Origin of the sequence: Pseudomonas fluvialis (assembly GCF_014207935.1) — a bacterium.
Classification (GTDB): Bacteria; Pseudomonadota; Gammaproteobacteria; order Pseudomonadales; family Pseudomonadaceae; genus Aquipseudomonas; species Aquipseudomonas fluvialis_A.
Window position 1 is genome coordinate 166,560 of the sequence record NZ_JACHLL010000004.1, and the last position, 15,247, is coordinate 181,806.

At 61.2% G+C, this 15,247-nt stretch carries 14 protein-coding genes; 6 read left to right on the forward strand and 8 right to left on the reverse strand.

Annotated elements, in window-relative coordinates; translation table 11 throughout:
* Position 1: 1 nt before the first annotated feature.
* Positions 2-616, forward strand: coding sequence for a class I SAM-dependent methyltransferase (locus HNP49_RS12470; RefSeq protein WP_184683699.1), 615 nt, complete (start codon positions 2-4; stop codon positions 614-616).
* Here the strand turns inward: HNP49_RS12470 and ftsH are convergent.
* The 4 genes from ftsH to mpl all read right to left on the reverse strand — a co-directional run bounded on the left by ftsH (position 613) and on the right by mpl (position 4,766).
* Positions 613-2,424 (reverse strand): ATP-dependent zinc metalloprotease FtsH, encoded by a 1,812-nt coding sequence (ftsH, locus tag HNP49_RS12475; protein WP_184683700.1) that lies wholly within the window; start codon positions 2,422-2,424, stop codon positions 613-615. The genes HNP49_RS12470 and ftsH overlap by 4 nt on opposite strands.
* A gap of 75 nt (positions 2,425-2,499) precedes the next feature.
* Entirely contained in the window at positions 2,500-2,790 is a 291-nt protein-coding gene (locus tag HNP49_RS12480; RefSeq protein ID WP_184683701.1) for a YceK/YidQ family lipoprotein, read from the reverse strand.
* Positions 2,783-3,412, reverse strand: a complete 630-nt coding sequence (gene ubiX / locus HNP49_RS12485; protein WP_184683702.1) for a flavin prenyltransferase UbiX — start codon at positions 3,410-3,412, stop codon at positions 2,783-2,785. Before ubiX ends, HNP49_RS12480 begins: the two co-directional genes overlap by 8 nt.
* Position 3,413: 1 nt before the next feature.
* Positions 3,414-4,766: a UDP-N-acetylmuramate:L-alanyl-gamma-D-glutamyl-meso-diaminopimelate ligase gene (gene mpl / locus HNP49_RS12490; protein WP_184683703.1), complete on the reverse strand. Its 1,353-nt coding sequence runs from the start codon at positions 4,764-4,766 to the stop codon at positions 3,414-3,416.
* A gap of 204 nt (positions 4,767-4,970) precedes the next feature.
* Here mpl and HNP49_RS12495 point away from each other — a divergent pair, with 204 nt between their 5' ends.
* Complete coding sequence (locus HNP49_RS12495) at positions 4,971-5,423, forward strand: GNAT family N-acetyltransferase (RefSeq protein ID WP_184683704.1); 453 nt, start codon at positions 4,971-4,973, stop codon at positions 5,421-5,423.
* Positions 5,424-5,480: 57 nt separating this feature from the next.
* Here the strand turns inward: HNP49_RS12495 and HNP49_RS12500 are convergent, their stop codons facing one another.
* The gene (locus HNP49_RS12500; RefSeq protein WP_184683706.1) at positions 5,481-7,067 is read right to left on the reverse strand and encodes a protein kinase; all 1,587 of its coding nucleotides are present in this window, start codon (positions 7,065-7,067) and stop codon (positions 5,481-5,483) included.
* Between the two features lie 122 nt (positions 7,068-7,189).
* Here HNP49_RS12500 and HNP49_RS12505 point away from each other — a divergent pair, with 122 nt between their 5' ends.
* The 4 genes from HNP49_RS12505 to HNP49_RS12520 all read left to right on the forward strand — a co-directional run bounded on the left by HNP49_RS12505 (position 7,190) and on the right by HNP49_RS12520 (position 10,661).
* A complete protein-coding gene (locus HNP49_RS12505) occupies positions 7,190-7,834 on the forward strand; it encodes a DedA family protein (protein WP_184683708.1) in 645 nt (214 codons plus the stop codon).
* 1 nt (position 7,835) lies between these two features.
* Complete coding sequence (locus HNP49_RS12510) at positions 7,836-8,660, forward strand: zinc-dependent peptidase (protein WP_184683710.1); 825 nt, start codon at positions 7,836-7,838, stop codon at positions 8,658-8,660.
* Between the two features lie 64 nt (positions 8,661-8,724).
* Positions 8,725-9,252: an inorganic diphosphatase gene (ppa, locus tag HNP49_RS12515; RefSeq protein ID WP_184683712.1), complete on the forward strand. Its 528-nt coding sequence runs from the start codon at positions 8,725-8,727 to the stop codon at positions 9,250-9,252.
* A 203-nt stretch (positions 9,253-9,455) separates the two neighbouring features.
* Positions 9,456-10,661, forward strand: a complete 1,206-nt coding sequence (locus HNP49_RS12520) for a phage integrase central domain-containing protein (protein WP_184683713.1) — start codon at positions 9,456-9,458, stop codon at positions 10,659-10,661.
* A 125-nt stretch (positions 10,662-10,786) separates the two neighbouring features.
* On the opposite strand, the gene HNP49_RS12525 is transcribed toward HNP49_RS12520, so the two are convergent.
* From HNP49_RS12525 to HNP49_RS12535, 3 genes are all read right to left on the reverse strand, one after another.
* The gene (locus HNP49_RS12525) at positions 10,787-11,302 is read right to left on the reverse strand and encodes a ProQ/FINO family protein (RefSeq protein WP_184683715.1); all 516 of its coding nucleotides are present in this window, start codon (positions 11,300-11,302) and stop codon (positions 10,787-10,789) included.
* 163 nt (positions 11,303-11,465) lie between these two features.
* A complete protein-coding gene (locus HNP49_RS12530; RefSeq protein ID WP_184683716.1) occupies positions 11,466-13,172 on the reverse strand; it encodes a chemotaxis protein in 1,707 nt (568 codons plus the stop codon).
* A complete protein-coding gene (locus HNP49_RS12535) occupies positions 13,169-14,890 on the reverse strand; it encodes a hypothetical protein (protein WP_184683717.1) in 1,722 nt (573 codons plus the stop codon). Before HNP49_RS12535 ends, HNP49_RS12530 begins: the two co-directional genes overlap by 4 nt.
* Positions 14,891-15,247 lie beyond the last annotated feature (357 nt).

The following is a 15,247-nucleotide window of genomic DNA, read 5'->3' on the forward strand; positions in this document are numbered from 1 at the left end:
GATGAAGGCCCTGTACGAACGCCATGTGCTGCCGCACCTGATCGACTACGCCTGCGGCATGGGCGCGGTGATGAAGACCCGCGCCCAGGTTGTTCCGCTGGCCGAAGGCGAGGTGCTGGAAATCGGCATCGGCAGCGGTCTCAACCTGAGCTTCTATGACCCGGCCAGAGTCCGCCGCATCGTCGGCGTCGACCCCTCCGCCGACATGCAGAAGCTGGCCCGCCAGCGTGCCGAGCAGATCAGCATCCCGGTGGAGATGATTGCCCTCGAACTCGGGCAGATCCAGGCCGAGGATGCCCGCTTCGACAGCATCGTCTGCACCTTCACCCTGTGCACCATCCCCGACGCCGTCGCCGCTCTGCGCGAGATGCGCCGGGTGCTCAAGCCCGGCGGCAAGCTGTTGTTCAGCGAACACGGCCTGGCCCCCGACGCCAGCGTGGTGCGCTGGCAGCACCGCCTCACCCCAGTGTGGAAGCCCCTGGCCGGCGGCTGCCACCTCAACCGCGACATCCCGGCCCTGCTCGAAGCCGGCGGTTTCACCATCGGCCAGTTGGAAACCAGCTACCTCAAGGGCCCGCGTCCGATGACCTGGGTCTATCGCGGCTGGGCAAGCTAAACGCTCTGCAGCAACGCCTGCAGCTGCGCCGCATCGAGGGTCTCGTGCTCGAGCAGCTCACTGGCGCAGCGCTTGAGCAGCTCGCGGCGCGCCTCCAGCAGCGTCAGGCTGCGCTGGAATGACTCCTCGACCAGACGCCGGACTTCCTCGTCGATGGCATCCGCGGTGGCTTCACCATAATCGTGGGCGCGGGTCAGGCCGTACATAGCCTCGCTGTCGAGAAAGCGCTGGCGCTCGCGCTCCAGTACCACCGGCCCCAGGCGCTCGCTCATGCCATAGCGGGTGACCATGGCGCGGGCGATGTCGCTGACCTTGGCCAGATCGTCCGCCGCACCGGTGGACAGCTGGCCGAACACCAGCCATTCGGCCGCGCGCCCGCCCAGCAGCACCGCCATCTTGTTCTCCAGCTCCTCGCGGCTCATGAGGAAACGGTCCTCGGTGGGCCGCTGGATGGTGTAGCCCAGCGCGCCCAGGCCACGCGGAATGATCGACACCTTGTGCACCGGGTCGACGCCCGGCAGCGCCATGGCCACCAGGGCGTGGCCCATCTCGTGATAGGCCACGGTCTCGCGCTCACGCGGGTTGAGCAGGCGATTGCGCTTTTCCAGACCGGCGACGATGCGCTCGATGGCCGCATTGAAATCGCCCATGGCCACCGCCTCAGCCTGACGCCGGGTCGCCAAGAGGGTCGCCTCGTTGACCAGGTTGGCCAGGTCCGCACCGGTGAAGCCCGGCGTCAGCGCGGCGATGGCCTGGGCATCGACATCGGCCGCCAGCCGCGCCTTTTTCAGGTGCAGGGTGAGAATCTGCAGGCGTCCAAGCTTGTCCGGCCGGTCGACCAGCACCTGCCGGTCAAACCGCCCGGCGCGCAGCAGGGCCGGGTCGAGGATTTCCGGGCGGTTGGTTGCCCCCAGCAGCACCAGCCCGCTGGAGGTATCGAAACCATCCAGCTCGGCCAGCAACTGGTTGAGGGTCTGTTCCTTTTCGTCATGGCCGCCGCCCATGGGGCCGATGCCCCGCGCGCGCCCCAGAGCGTCCAGCTCGTCGATGAAGATGATGGCCGGCGCCTTGCTGCGCGCCTGCTCGAACAGGTCGCGCACCCGCGCGGCGCCCACGCCGACAAACAGCTCGACGAACTCCGAACCGGAAATGGAGAAAAACGGCACCCGCGCCTCGCCGGCAACCGCCTTGGCCAGCAGGGTCTTGCCGGTGCCCGGCGGGCCGACCAGCAGCACGCCCTTGGGCATGCGCCCGCCGAGGCGGCCGTATGTCTGGGGATCACGCAGGAACTCGACGATCTCGCGCAGCTCGTCCTTGGCCTCGTCGACCCCGGCGACATCGGCAAAGCTCACCTTGCTGTCGGTTTCCATGTAGATGCGCGCGCGGCTCTTGCCGATCTGCATCATGCCGCCGCCCATGCCATTGCCCAAACGGCGCATGAGAAAGAACCAGACGCCGAAGAACAGCAGCAACGGCAGCAGCCAGGACAACAGATCGCGCAGCAGGGTGCTCTCGATGCGCCCGCTGTAACGCACCCCGTACTGCTGCAGGTGAGCGGACAGTTCGGGCTCGATACGGTTGGCCCGCACCAGATTCTGGCCGCTGGCCAGGGGCTCCTTGAGTGTCCCTTCGACGAAGCGCTCGGACACGGCCACCGACTCCAGGCGCCCCTCCTGCAGGTACTGTTCGAATTCGCTGTAGGGGATTTCCACGGTTCGCTGCTGCAGCGCCATCAGGTACTGCAAGCCGCTGAACAGCAGCACCGCCACCAGCCAGTAGCGCAGGTTGAACTGGATCTGTTCTTTCATGCCGCTCCTCCTTGTCGTCTCAGGAGTGTGGCAGGTGCAGGGCCGGTCGGTCCTGCCGCAGATCAGGCCACCGGTTTACAGGCCGCCGCTAACGCCCAGGGTCACGCCCAGTTCGGCGGCCACGGCAAACGGTAGCAGCAGGGTATCGAGCAGCGCGCTGAATGGCAGGTCGACACTGGGATAAGCCGGAGCCGATGTGCCGAAGCGCTCGGTCGGGCAGCAGCCGCCGTTGATGGCGTACCAGTCCAGCCGGGTGCCGGCATAGATCACCGGCGCATCAGCCTTGGCCGCATTCAGTGTGCTGACGCTGGCGCAACCCGGCAGGAGTACGCAGGCCAGCAGCAGGACTGACAGCGCCTTATTCATCGCTGGCCAGGTGATGCTCACCCCAGCGCGGCAGCATGTCCTGGGGGATGTTCAGGCAGTTGAGGATGCGCGCGACCACGAAGTCGACCAGGTCATCGATCGTCTGCGGCTGATGGTAGAAGCCCGGCGCGGCCGGCAGGATGGTCACGCCAAGGTTGGACAGCTTGAGCATGTTCTCCAGATGAATGCTGGAGAACGGTGCCTCGCGCGGCACCAGAATCAGCTGACGACGCTCCTTGAGCACCACGTCGGCGGCGCGCTCGATCAGATTGTTGCAGGCACCGCTGGCGATGGCCGAGAGAGTGCCGGTCGAACACGGCACCACCACCATGGCACTCGGCGCGCCGGAGCCGGAGGCCGGCGGCGCCATCCAGTCTTCCTTGCCGTACACGCGGATCTGCCCGGCAGCCGCGCCAGTGTATTCGCTGAGAAAGGCCTGCATGGCCTGCGGCTTGGCCGGCAGGGCCACGTCGGTCTCGGTGGCCATCACCAGCTGCGCCGCCTTGGAGATGAGGAAATGCACCTCGCGCTCCTCCTGCACCAGGCAGTCGAGCAGGCGCAGGCCATACTGGGCGCCGGAGGCGCCGGTCATGGCCAAAGTGATGCGTTCGGGACCCTGCATGTCAGCCCTCCAGTGCCTTGGCCAGCTTGCCGTGCAGGCCGCCGAAACCGCCGTTGCTCATGACCACCACCTGGGTGCCGGGCACCGCGTGGGCCTTGACCCCGGCGATGATGGCCTCCAGCGAATCACAGACCTCGGTCGGCACGCTGGACGAGGCCACGGAGGCGGCCAGGTCCCAGCCAAGATTGGCCGGTGCGTACCAGAACACGCGGTCGGCCTGGGTCACCGAACCGGGCAGACCATCGCGATGGGCGCCGAGCTTCATCGAATTGGAGCGCGGCTCGATCACCGCAATCAGCGGTGCATCGCCGATCTGCTTGCGCAGGCCATCCAGAGTGGTAGCAATCGCCGTCGGATGATGAGCGAAGTCGTCATAGATGGTCACGCCGTTGACCTCGGCGACCTTCTCCATGCGCCGCTTGACGCTCTTGAAGCTGGACAGCCCGGCAATTGCCACTTCCGGCACCACACCCACATGGCGGGCCGCAGCCATCGTGGCCAGGGCGTTGGCGACGTTGTGCTGGCCGGTCAGGGACCACTCGACCACGCCCAGCAGGGCCTCGTCGAAGTACACCTCGAAACGCGAGCCGTCCTCGCTGAGCAGGCGAGCCTGCCACTGGCCGCCTGCGCCGGTGGTCTGTACCGGCGTCCAGCAGCCCATGCCGATCACCCGCGCCAGCGCCTCTTCGGCCTGGGGATGAATGATCAGGCCATCGCCCGGCACGGTGCGCACCAGATGGTGGAACTGCCGCTCGATGGCGGCCAGGTCCGGGAAGATGTCTGCGTGGTCGAACTCCAGGTTGTTGAGGATCGCCGTGCGTGGGCGGTAGTGGACGAACTTGCTGCGCTTGTCGAAGAAGGCGCTGTCATATTCGTCGGCCTCGACCACGAAGAACGGCGTGCCGCCCAGCCGAGCCGATACACCGAAGTTCTGCGGCACGCCGCCGATCAGAAAGCCCGGGCTCATGCCGGCATGCTCCAGCACCCAGGCCAGCATGCTGGTGGTGGTGGTCTTGCCGTGTGTACCGGCCACGCCCAGCACCCAGCGACCCTGCAGCACATGGTCGGCCAGCCACTGTGGGCCCGAGACATAGGGCAGCCCCTGGTTGAGCACATATTCCACGGCAGGATTGCCGCGGCTCAGGGCATTGCCGACCACCACCAGGTCCGGCGCCGGCTGCAGATGGGCAGGCTCATAGCCCTGCATCAGCTCGATGCCCTGAGCTTCGAGCTGGGTGCTCATGGGCGGATAGACGTTAGCGTCGGAGCCGGTAACACGATGACCGAGTTCTTTGGCCAGCACCGCCAGCGAGCCCATGAAGGTACCGCAGATGCCGAGAATGTGGATATGCATGAATGTCCTCGCAGGGCGGGCCGCCGCGGCCCCAGATGCTCGCGGCAGGTTATCACAGGGCCTGCAGCGAAAGGCGCGAAGGCCAAGCGAATCAAACGCTTGCTTGGATTGCCTTTTCCAGCAAGTATCTAGCAAGATCAATCGCGCCAAAGCTGGCATAGGCCATGCTTGGTCAAAAGCGGATAACCCTACAACGAGGTAGCCATGCGCATAGTCCAAGCCACCCTGGAACATCTGGACCTGCTTACGCCGATGTTTATCAAATACCGCGAGTTCTATGGCGAGCTGCCGCTGCCGGACTCCTCGCGCAAGTTTCTGGAAAACCGTCTCAAGCGCAAGGAGTCGGTGATCTACATGGCCCTGGCCGACGAGGAAGACCGCCTGCTCGGCTATTGCCAGCTGTACCCGAGCTTCTCCTCGCTGTCGCTCAAGCGCGTGTGGATTCTCAACGACATCTACGTGGCCGAAGACGCTCGCCGCCAGCTGGTGGCCGACCGCCTGCTGCAGACTGCCAAGAAAATGGCCAAGGACACCAACGCCATCCGCCTGCGTGTTGCCACCAGCGAGAACAACCTGGCGGCGCAGAAGACCTACGAGTCGATCGGTTTTCGCGAAGACACCGTGTTCAAGAACTACACCCTGGAACTGGGCGACTGAGCCTGAGCGGTGGAACATCAAAGGCGGGGCTGAGGCCCCGCCTTTTTCACATCCGCGTCATATCAGCGTCACCAGCAGGGCCAGCAGCAGCTGCGCCATCAGCGCCCCCAGCAGGGCAAAACGCCAGGGTTGCGGCCAGGCCTGAGGCTTGAGCCGGGCCGCATCGCTCAGCGGCCGCTCCAGCGCCTGCTGAAACTCCGACAAGGCATCGAAGCGCGCCCGCGCCTGCGGCGCCAGGGCACGTGCCAGCACGCCGTCCCAGCCATTGGGCAGTTGTCGCCCGGCGCTCGCCAGCGGGTCATAACGAGCCTGCTGCGACCCGTCCCCCAGCGCCAGCGCCGGCCACTCGCCACCCAGCAGCCAATAGCACAGGGAGGCCAGGGAGAACTGATCGCAACGCCCATCCAGCGGCTGCCCGGCGCGCACCTCCGGCGCCAGCGGCAACTGCGCCGGCGTCACGTTCTGCCGCGGCACACCTGGCCAGCAAGCTGCCTGCTCCGGCAGCAGACACACCTGCCCCTGCTCATTGAGCAGGATCAGCTGCGGGTCCAGCACCAGCCCAAGCACGCCACGCCGCTGCAGGGCGCGCACCGCCGTGAGCAGCGGACGTAGCAGGGCCAGCGCCTGAGCCGCTGATGGGCGCGGGTTCTCGCGGCGCCATTGTGCCAGCGACAGCACTCGTCCGGGCAGCGGTCGCAGCACCTGCAGGGCATGCCGGCGCGGTTCGGCACGCGGGCGCAACAATGGCAAGCCAGGACAAGGCGCGCGACGCAACACCCACTCTCGCTGACGGAACAACTCATCCACCGGGCGATCAGCCAGCCACAGCCAGGCCTGCTCGCCCTCCTGCTCGGCCCACCAGAAACGGCCAGACGGGCCGAAATCCGCAGGCGCCTGCACCGCCCATCCCTCGACGTGTTCGCCAGCGGCCAGCGTCGCCAGCACCGGCAGGGTTTCAACGGGCGCCGGCAGCTGCACCGAAGCCAACGAGCCAGCACGCATCACACCAGCCGCGCCGGGAGCCACCAGCAAGGGCTGCAGCAATGCAGACAAACCGGCCGGGGTAGCCGCCCGGCAGCCGGCACTGAACAGTTCCAGATCGGCCACCGCCAACAACGGCTGCGGCGCCAGCAGGAGAAACTCACCCGGGCTGAGCGGCAGGCTGTGCTGGATCAGGCCCAGCTCGGCCTGCACGCCCAAAGGTGCACTTTCCCGCCCATTCAGGCTCTGCAGAACGCCCTCGCGCCAGCGCAGCAGGCCGCAGTCGCCCACCTGCATGAAGGTTGCCTCATCGCCCTGCAGCAGCAAAACACCGGCACTGACCTCCGGAAGCAGGGCACCGCTGCCGCGCTGGCCGAACAGTTGCTGGTTGAGCGCGGCCAGAACCTGACGCAACGCCTGGGTTTCACTCCAGGCCTGCGGGGTGGCCTGATAATCGGCAAACAGCGCGGCCAGGCTGCGCTCGAGAAAACGCACCACTTCAGGGCAGCGACGCCCCCAGAGCAGCGCCAGCAGCAACACGGCAGGTCGCCCACCCCGCCCTGGCAACCAGCGCGCCTCGATGCGCGCCGCCTGCTCCGGAAGGTCCGGCCCATGCCCCACCGCCGCTTGCAGGGCGGAATGATCCAGGCAGTGAATAGTCATGGCGGCGCCCTCCGGCTCAGCGATGCTGGTAAAACTTTGCATCCTTTGTGCCTAGCCGCTCAGCGGCCCGCTGCCGCTATACTCGCGCGCTTTATCGCGCCGACCTCTCACCTGGAATAGATATGGAATTCAACCCCATCGACCTGATCCTGCACCTGGACACCTACCTGGAGATGCTGGTCGCCCAGTACGGCACCTGGATCTACTTCATCCTTTTTGCGGTTATCTTCTGTGAAACCGGCCTGGTGGTGACTCCCTTCCTGCCCGGCGACTCGCTGCTGTTCCTCGCCGGCGCGCTGGGTGCCATGGGCGGCCTGGACATCAACATCCTGATTGGCAGCCTTTGCGTCGCCGCCATCCTCGGTGACAGCACCAACTACTGGATAGGCCGCAAGCTGGGCAAGCGCCTGTTTGCCAATCCCGACTCGAAAATCTTCCGCCGCGAGTACCTGATCTACACCGAGGCCTTCTATGCCCGCCACGGCGGCAAGACCGTGACCATCGCCCGCTTCCTGCCAATCGTGCGCACCTTCGCCCCCTTCGTCGCCGGCCTGGGCCACATGCCCTATCGCCGCTTCGTGTTCTTCAGCGTGGCCGGCACGCTGCTGTGGGTTGGCGGCCTGTGCACCCTGGGCTACTTCTTCGGCAACCTGCCCATCATCCGCGACAACCTGACCCTGATGATCCTCGGCGTGATCGGTTTCTCCCTGCTGCCCATGCTGATCGGCTGGCTGCAGCACCGTCGCCAGCAGGCCAAGGCCGTCTGACATGCTCCGCACCCTGCGTCACTGGTGGCGGCAGCGGCGCCTGCGCCGCTACCCGGTCAGTGACGCCGACTGGCAGGCCGTCCTGCAGCGCCTGCCGATACTCGACGGACTGCAGCAGCAAGCCCTGCAACGCCTGCGCGAACGCAGTGCTCTGTTCCTGCTGGATAAACACCTGACCTGCCTCGGCGACCTGCAGATCGATCCGCTGGACCGCCTCTGCCTGGCTGCCATGGCCGAGCTGCCACTGCTGGAACTGCCGGAGCTGGACTGGTACCAGGGTTTCCATGAGATCGTCCTGTACCCGGACGACTTCGTCAGCCCGCAGCGCCACCGCGATGCCAGTGGCGTCGAGCACCAGTGGGATGCCGAGCACAGCGGCGAAGCCTGGCTGCAGGGGCCGGTGATCCTGGCCTGGCCGGGCGTCACCAGCAGCGGCGGCTGGGATGCCTACAACCTGGTGATCCACGAACTGGCGCACAAGCTGGACATGCTCAACGGCTCGGCCAACGGCCTGCCCCCGCTGCACGCCGACATGCGCATCGGCGACTGGGCCAGCGCCATGCAGCACGCCTATGACCGCCTCAATGCCCAGCTCGACGCCCATCCGCACTCGCACACGGCCATCGATCCCTACGCTGCGGAAGACCCGGCCGAGTTTTTCGCCGTCACCAGCGAATATTTCTTCAGCGCACCCGACCTCCTGCATCAGGCCTTCGCCGAGGTCTACCAGCAGCTCAGCCTGTTCTACCGCCAGGACCCGCTGCAGCGTCTGCGGCAACTGCAGGCCGCCCATCCGGCCTACGCCAGCCCACGAAAGTCTGACTAGCCGCTCCCAGGCAATGTGCCTATAATCGCGCCACTTTTTTGGCCAGCCTCTCAGGAGACGCCCCATGAGCTTCAGCAAGATCCCGGCCGGCAAAGACCTGCCGAACGACATCTACGTGGCCATCGAAATCCCGGCCAACCACGCGCCGATCAAATACGAAATCGATCACGACACCGACTGCCTGTTCGTCGATCGTTTCATGGCCACCCCGATGTTCTACCCGGCCAACTACGGTTTCATCCCGCACACCCTGGCTGACGACGGCGACCCCCTCGACGTGCTGGTCGTGACTCCGTATCCGGTTGCCCCGGGCTCGGTCATCCGCTGCCGTCCGGTAGGCGTGCTGAACATGACCGACGAAGCCGGCGGCGACGCCAAGCTGGTCGCCGTACCGCACGACAAGCTGACCCAGATCTACAAAGACGTACACGAATACACCGACCTGCCTCCGCTGCTGCTGGAGCAGATCAAGCACTTCTTCGAGAACTACAAGGATCTCGAGAAGGGCAAGTGGGTCAAGGTCGAAGGCTGGGGCAACGCCGACGAAGCCCGCGCAGCAATTACCAAGGCGGTTGCGGCTTACCAAAAATAAGCCTGAACCACCCCCTAAAAGCCGGCCACAAGCCGGCTTTTTTATTGCCCAAAGAAATCCAGCAAGATCCACAAACCCTAGTAAATACGGGGCTTTCAGCTTAGCATCCGTCCTAAGACATCCAGTAGCCATCAATAAAATCCACGACCAAGGTGTGGGTCAGAGTGTGGGTCGGGAGATGTGAATGAGAGCAGGAGCGAGTAATGGGCAAGCTGACCAGCAAGAAGGTGGAAGCACTGGCCAAGGCTGCCGAGCCAGGAAAAACCATTGACGGCGACGGACTGTACTTCCAGATATCCAAAAGCGGCGGCACAAGCTGGATCTTCCGATACAAGCTGGACGGCCGATCCCGTGAAATGGGACTGGGCCCCTTCCCTGCTGTCACGCTAAGCGAAGCTCGCCAGCAGGCAGCTGACCAACGAAAAGTCCTCGCATCCGGGAGTGATCCCCTGGCGAGCCGAGACGCTGCCAGGGAGGCAAAACGCGAAGCCGAACGCCAAGCGGCAGCTCGTCGCAAAACGTTCGAGGATCTCACTCGCGAATACCTACAAGCTCATGGCGGTAGCTGGTCTGAGAAGTGGCGCAAAGGCTGGCTACGCAAACTGGAGCTTTACGCGTTCCCCACCATGGGAAAGCTCGCGGCTGACATCATCGAAACCGAACATGTGCTGACTGTCTTGCAACCGATATGGGTCACCAAGACCCGCACTGCTGATGAGGTTCGTGGTCAGATCGAGCAAGTACTGGATGCAGCCAAAGCACGGCGCCTACGCAATGGGGACAACCCTGCCCGCTGGCGTGGTCACCTGGACAACCTATTGAGCAAAGCAGAGAAAAAGAAGGCCAGGCAGCGCCAGCACTTCCCTGCACTGCATTGGAAAGACACCCCCAAGCTGATGTCGACTCTGGCCAGCATCCAAACACGAGACGCCATCGCCACCAGGCTGCTGATTTTGACCGGCGCTCGGTACCACATGATCCGCCATGCTCAATGGTTCGAGTTTGACCTTATCGCTGGCACCTGGGCACTCCCAGCCGAGCGCATGAAGATGCGAAAGCCTTTCGTCATTCCTCTTGCACCCCAGGGTATAGAAATGCTGCAGGGGCTAAGCTCGACCGACTCGACATACCTGTTCCCTGGTCAGGGCAAAAGCGGCGTGATGCATAACAACGCCGTGCGCAACCTCCTCCATAAGCTGGGACATGCAGACATTACGAGACACGGATTTCGCTCAACCTTCAGGGACTGGGCAAATGAATGCACCCACTACCCGCGAGAGGTTTGCGAGCTTGCACTCGCTCACGATGAGCGCGATCAAACCGAGGCCGCCTATTCGCGATCAGATCTGCTGGAGAAGCGCAGAGCACTCATGACGGACTGGGCCACATTCTGCATGACTGCACAGTGACCCACTGACAACGAAAAGGAAGAGGTCGTCTGCTCAGTAGAGCGACTGCACAACCTATATCCGACTGAGCCCCAGTGCCTCACGGGTTAAAACACCCGGCATCACCGCCGTCGACAGCGCAGTGATTAACCGGCAGCGATATCGGATACGGAGTCTTGGTCAGATATGGATTCGTGCACAGGCCTTTTGGCCTTCGACTGACTACGTCGTGCTTGGACGCGCTGGCGCTTTGCCTGCTGCTTCGCATACAGAGCCTGCCCCGCCGTTACCACTCCGGCGGGCTGGCCGCCCAGGTCCACGCGCGTGGCATTTTCAGTCATGCTCGACCAGTAACGACTTCCCTGACACCAGGCAGCGATGCCCAGCTTGAGCTGCTCGCTGGAAATCCCGAGCAGCTCAAGGTGTTGTTCAGCATCTTTGAGGATGCCTTCCTTGAGCGGAAGCTTGGGCGCCGGATTGACCGGAAAGGCCAATGAAAAGTGCTTCTGCAAGCGCCAGATCGCCTCAACCGCAGGATCTTGCTCGCGAGGCTGCCTTTGCGAGGAAGGCTTGCGCCTACTCGGCTTAGTGGCCTCAGTCTTTTCCTGCACTTTTTCAGCTCGCAGGCGGTCGCGTAGCTCAGCTAGTTGCTCAAAACCCATCTTTCAGTTCGCAGTCTCAAGGTTGATTCGTTGCGCAAGGTTACCCCATTCAGTTTGCGCGGCGGCATCAGGATAACTGGCGGAGAGGCTCACCTTGCGAAGGCAGCTATCGGCCAGAAGCAGACATATCTGTTCGATGGGTGTATGCAATGACTAACGAGAGTCAACCTTGCTCAGCCTCAAATTCTGGCTCCATTAGAGACTGAATCCAAAACCACGGAGGTATTGGTAACTGATGATGGTGGCAGGCGACCATAATCACAGGCCAGAAACCCGACTGGATAGGCGAAAGATTCTGCGACTCCGCATCCATACGGCATGCCTCAGCGATGGTTGCAATGAGTTGGCGTCCACCTTTTTTTAACGGCAACCCACAAAGGGCTCGCCCATGGAAACTGTCACCTGTATAGATTTTCTCTTCCGACGTGGCATCCGGTAGCCAAAGCTGCAAGGTACAGTGTTTCAACTCTTTCTGAGCGAGGCGACTTAGCGCCTCGACCGCCTCGGTTGCACCAAGCGCATGCAGCCAAGCAGCAAGCATTGGAACTATCGTGCTGCCCGCCGTTGCTTCTTTGAAATACTCGTCGGATTTATCACGCGGGTGTTCGGCGAGGTCACGGTAGTCTGAGAGGGAACTCGTGTAACGGCCTCGGGTGTGGATGGAGAAAGTGAGGCGGTAAACCATTTCCTGGAGCCAAGAAGTCACCCCTGTTGCATCAAGGCCACTGGCCAGCCAAAGCTGAAGGAACAGCGCAATACTGGTTCCCTGCCGATCTGTTATTGGCAAACACAGAGCGGGGTTATTTCGGATTAGCGCTAGGCCCGTTTGCGTGAGTTTCACAACGCTGTTTTGGACATGCTCTTTATGTGCCGCATCGCTCCGCTCTCCGATCCAGTGGAGCCATAAACCTGCCAAGCCGATGCGGCCCAGAACCTCAAACAGGGCTAGGTTCACATCAAGCGAGCTTCGAGAACCTGTAGCCATTGATATCCCATGGCATATCTCGGCATACGGCAACACCCGCTGCTCGATGAACTCCATGGATATGGTGAGATGTAGTTCGATCATCTGTCGAACTACGATGCTGAGTGCTTTTAATTCGCGCCCGTTGCTACCCAGGGTCGGCCGGAGTAATTCCCAAGTCGTCAGCAGTGCTAGCTCGCTAGAACGATACGGTGATTCAATGTTGCCAGCACTGCGGGCCCAAACAAACAGGATCCACAGACAGATGTTTAATTGCCGGGCAGCACGTACACGAGCTTTTCCCGACGCCATACCAGCCTTACAAAGATTCCCTGCCAGGCGGCGAAAGTGCTCATAGGAAACGTCTGGCTCATCGACCATAGCAACAGCTTTCTGGAAACTGCTGCGCAACGGCTTTGGAAGAATCTCCTCCCGCAATATCCCATTCAGAATCATTCCGGCAATTTTGTCGCCATTCCATTCATCGAAGGTAATTCTCGCTGTGGTGTTATTGCCGATAAAACCTGTTAGTTTTTCTCGTACTTGCTCATTCACATCCCCTCCAAATGCTAGGCAGATAACAATCTTCAGATCTTTGTATCTGGTCGGGATCCTGTGAGGGATGTAAGCATCTAGAATTTCATCCAACGATGATCGCAGGGCCTGAGGATTGCCGTCCCAGTCTTGACGGGTAAGGTCCCCCTGCTTGACGGAAAACAGAAATAGCTTCTTCTCCCCATCCTCGTCCTTTCCCACTGCGGCGATGTCCACACCAAGCTGACTTGTTCCTCTTTGGGGGCGTGAATAGACGTTAAAGCCCAGCTCACTCAAAAGATCAGGGAGGATGGCATCTAGTTCATCCCTCTCTCTGAGAGATGCCAAATAGTCTCGAATCAATAGTTTCATTTTTCCATCCTCTCGTTGCGAAAAACTCGGAGGATGTAATCAAGACCAACAGGGTCAACGACCTCCATTCGAGGCATCTCGTAGGAAATACCATGGGAGTGAAGGTCGATTTCCATGGGACGAAGTTTGTCATGGCCATCGTCTACAAAGCTTAGTGAGCGATTGCCATAAAGCAGCACGGAGCGGCTCACCAAACTCAAGAGTACAGACCTGCTTTCCGCCTCTTTATGGGCATCTCGCATTTGATCCGAAATGCGCAGGTGCTCTATGCGACGATGGTGCTCTGATGGCTGAAGTTCGACGATAAGAGGAATCGAACGTTGCGCATCGAGATAGTCCCGGTTCTGAGCAAGAGCCCAAGTAATAGCATTGTTCGCAGCATCATCCGGAGCAAGGCCTTCGAGATACTCCCGCACACAGCCATAGTTTTGGAGTAAGGGATCAACCAGCAGCTTTTGCACCTCCTCGGCAGTCTCTGCATCACAGACCCGCAGCACCGAGACTAAAACGGAGGCAGCCGTCGTTGGCTTGAAGAAGAACCATCCAACTGCCTTTCGGCAGATGAACAATTGTGCGACTGGAGAAATAGCCAAGTCTGCCGCCTTAAGATTTAACGGCGCACCGTCCAGCCCCTTACCTTGTATAACGTTAGCAAGACCACCACAGAGACGGGGGGCGCCAAGCTCTAGCCATCGAACTACGGCTCTGCTAAAGAGGTCCGGGGGACCGGACAGCAGCGTCCGAGTGAAACTATCCAGCGTCTCAAGTTCAAGCTCATCATCTGGTCGCGAGAGCAGCTTTGTTACGAAACAAACAGCCTCATCGTCATATCCGAGTTCCAGCAGCACCTGCAAGCCAAGATCTAACTCTTCTACAGTCCCCTTGTTGGTCGACTCCAGATGGCCTAATGCATCCAGCAGGAAAGTGACGATGTCTTGGGTAAGTGCCTCCCTGCACGCCCAAAGCGCACGTGCACACTGATGTATGGTGAATTTGCCAGGATTCATCACTAGCCGACTTATTAGCGCGTTCGCATCTACAGGTGAGATGTCGCTACCACGCGCCAAAATGCCCATTGCCGAATGCAGCACATTTGCCCTTATTGCGTCGTTAATCCCGCTGTCTAGAAGTGCATTGAAAACTGCAATCGTCTCGGCGCATGACTCTGAATTGGAGTGTTCAATGCGCCCTAGAGCAGTAATAGCTGCTTGGCGGCGATCATCCTCATATTCCAGTGCCACGCGGCGCGCCTCGGTCAGATCGCCGATGGCCTCCAGCGCGAACGAAAGATGGTGACCAGCAAGCTCATCACCTTTATGTGCTGCGGCAATAATCTCACTAGCACGCATGGGAGCATTTGCACACCATTTGCGGAATGCAGCATTGGGCTCATTGGCAGCCCCGTCTTGTCCTCCGCGAGTTACCAATTCAGTAACGCAACGCATCATTCGGTCGGGGGTCGCATCCAGCTCAGGCAAGAGGCGGCAGAAAAAGTATGCCGCCATAAAGAAATCGGTTCCTGGGAGCTCCTGCAGGGCGTTAGCTTCAACAAGAGTCAACAAATCGATGGTTCCTGCGTTGTGCAATGCGATGCAACGCTCTTCGATCACACGGGAGTCTGTCCTGCCGTCGATCCCAAATCGATGTGCCATTCGGCGGGCGAACTCTCCGCGCTCGAATAATCCAATCAACTCTGCAGATGTCGGTTCAACGTCCATGTCGCCTCACTTCAAAGAGATTTTTGGGCAAGTCTTCCATTTTATCCCTCTCGTATGGGAACACTTTCACCCACCTGGATACTAGATGCCCGCGTTGGGTCGACAGCAACCTAAGTCAGCCCCGCCCCTCAATCACCTTAGGTCAACGCGTTGTGTAGTGAATCGCCCCGAATTTCCTAGGCACTCGATGACCACTCCTGGCCGGCAGTAGCCGTCTGTGAGCATCGGCTACAGCCAAAAGCGGCCATATAGTTACTGTTAATGCAAAGCGCAGACTGAAACCGAGTCACTCGCAGAAAAATAAACCAGCACCCAAGCTTCGTAGATCACAACAAAGCCGTTCAGCAGGGGATGGGA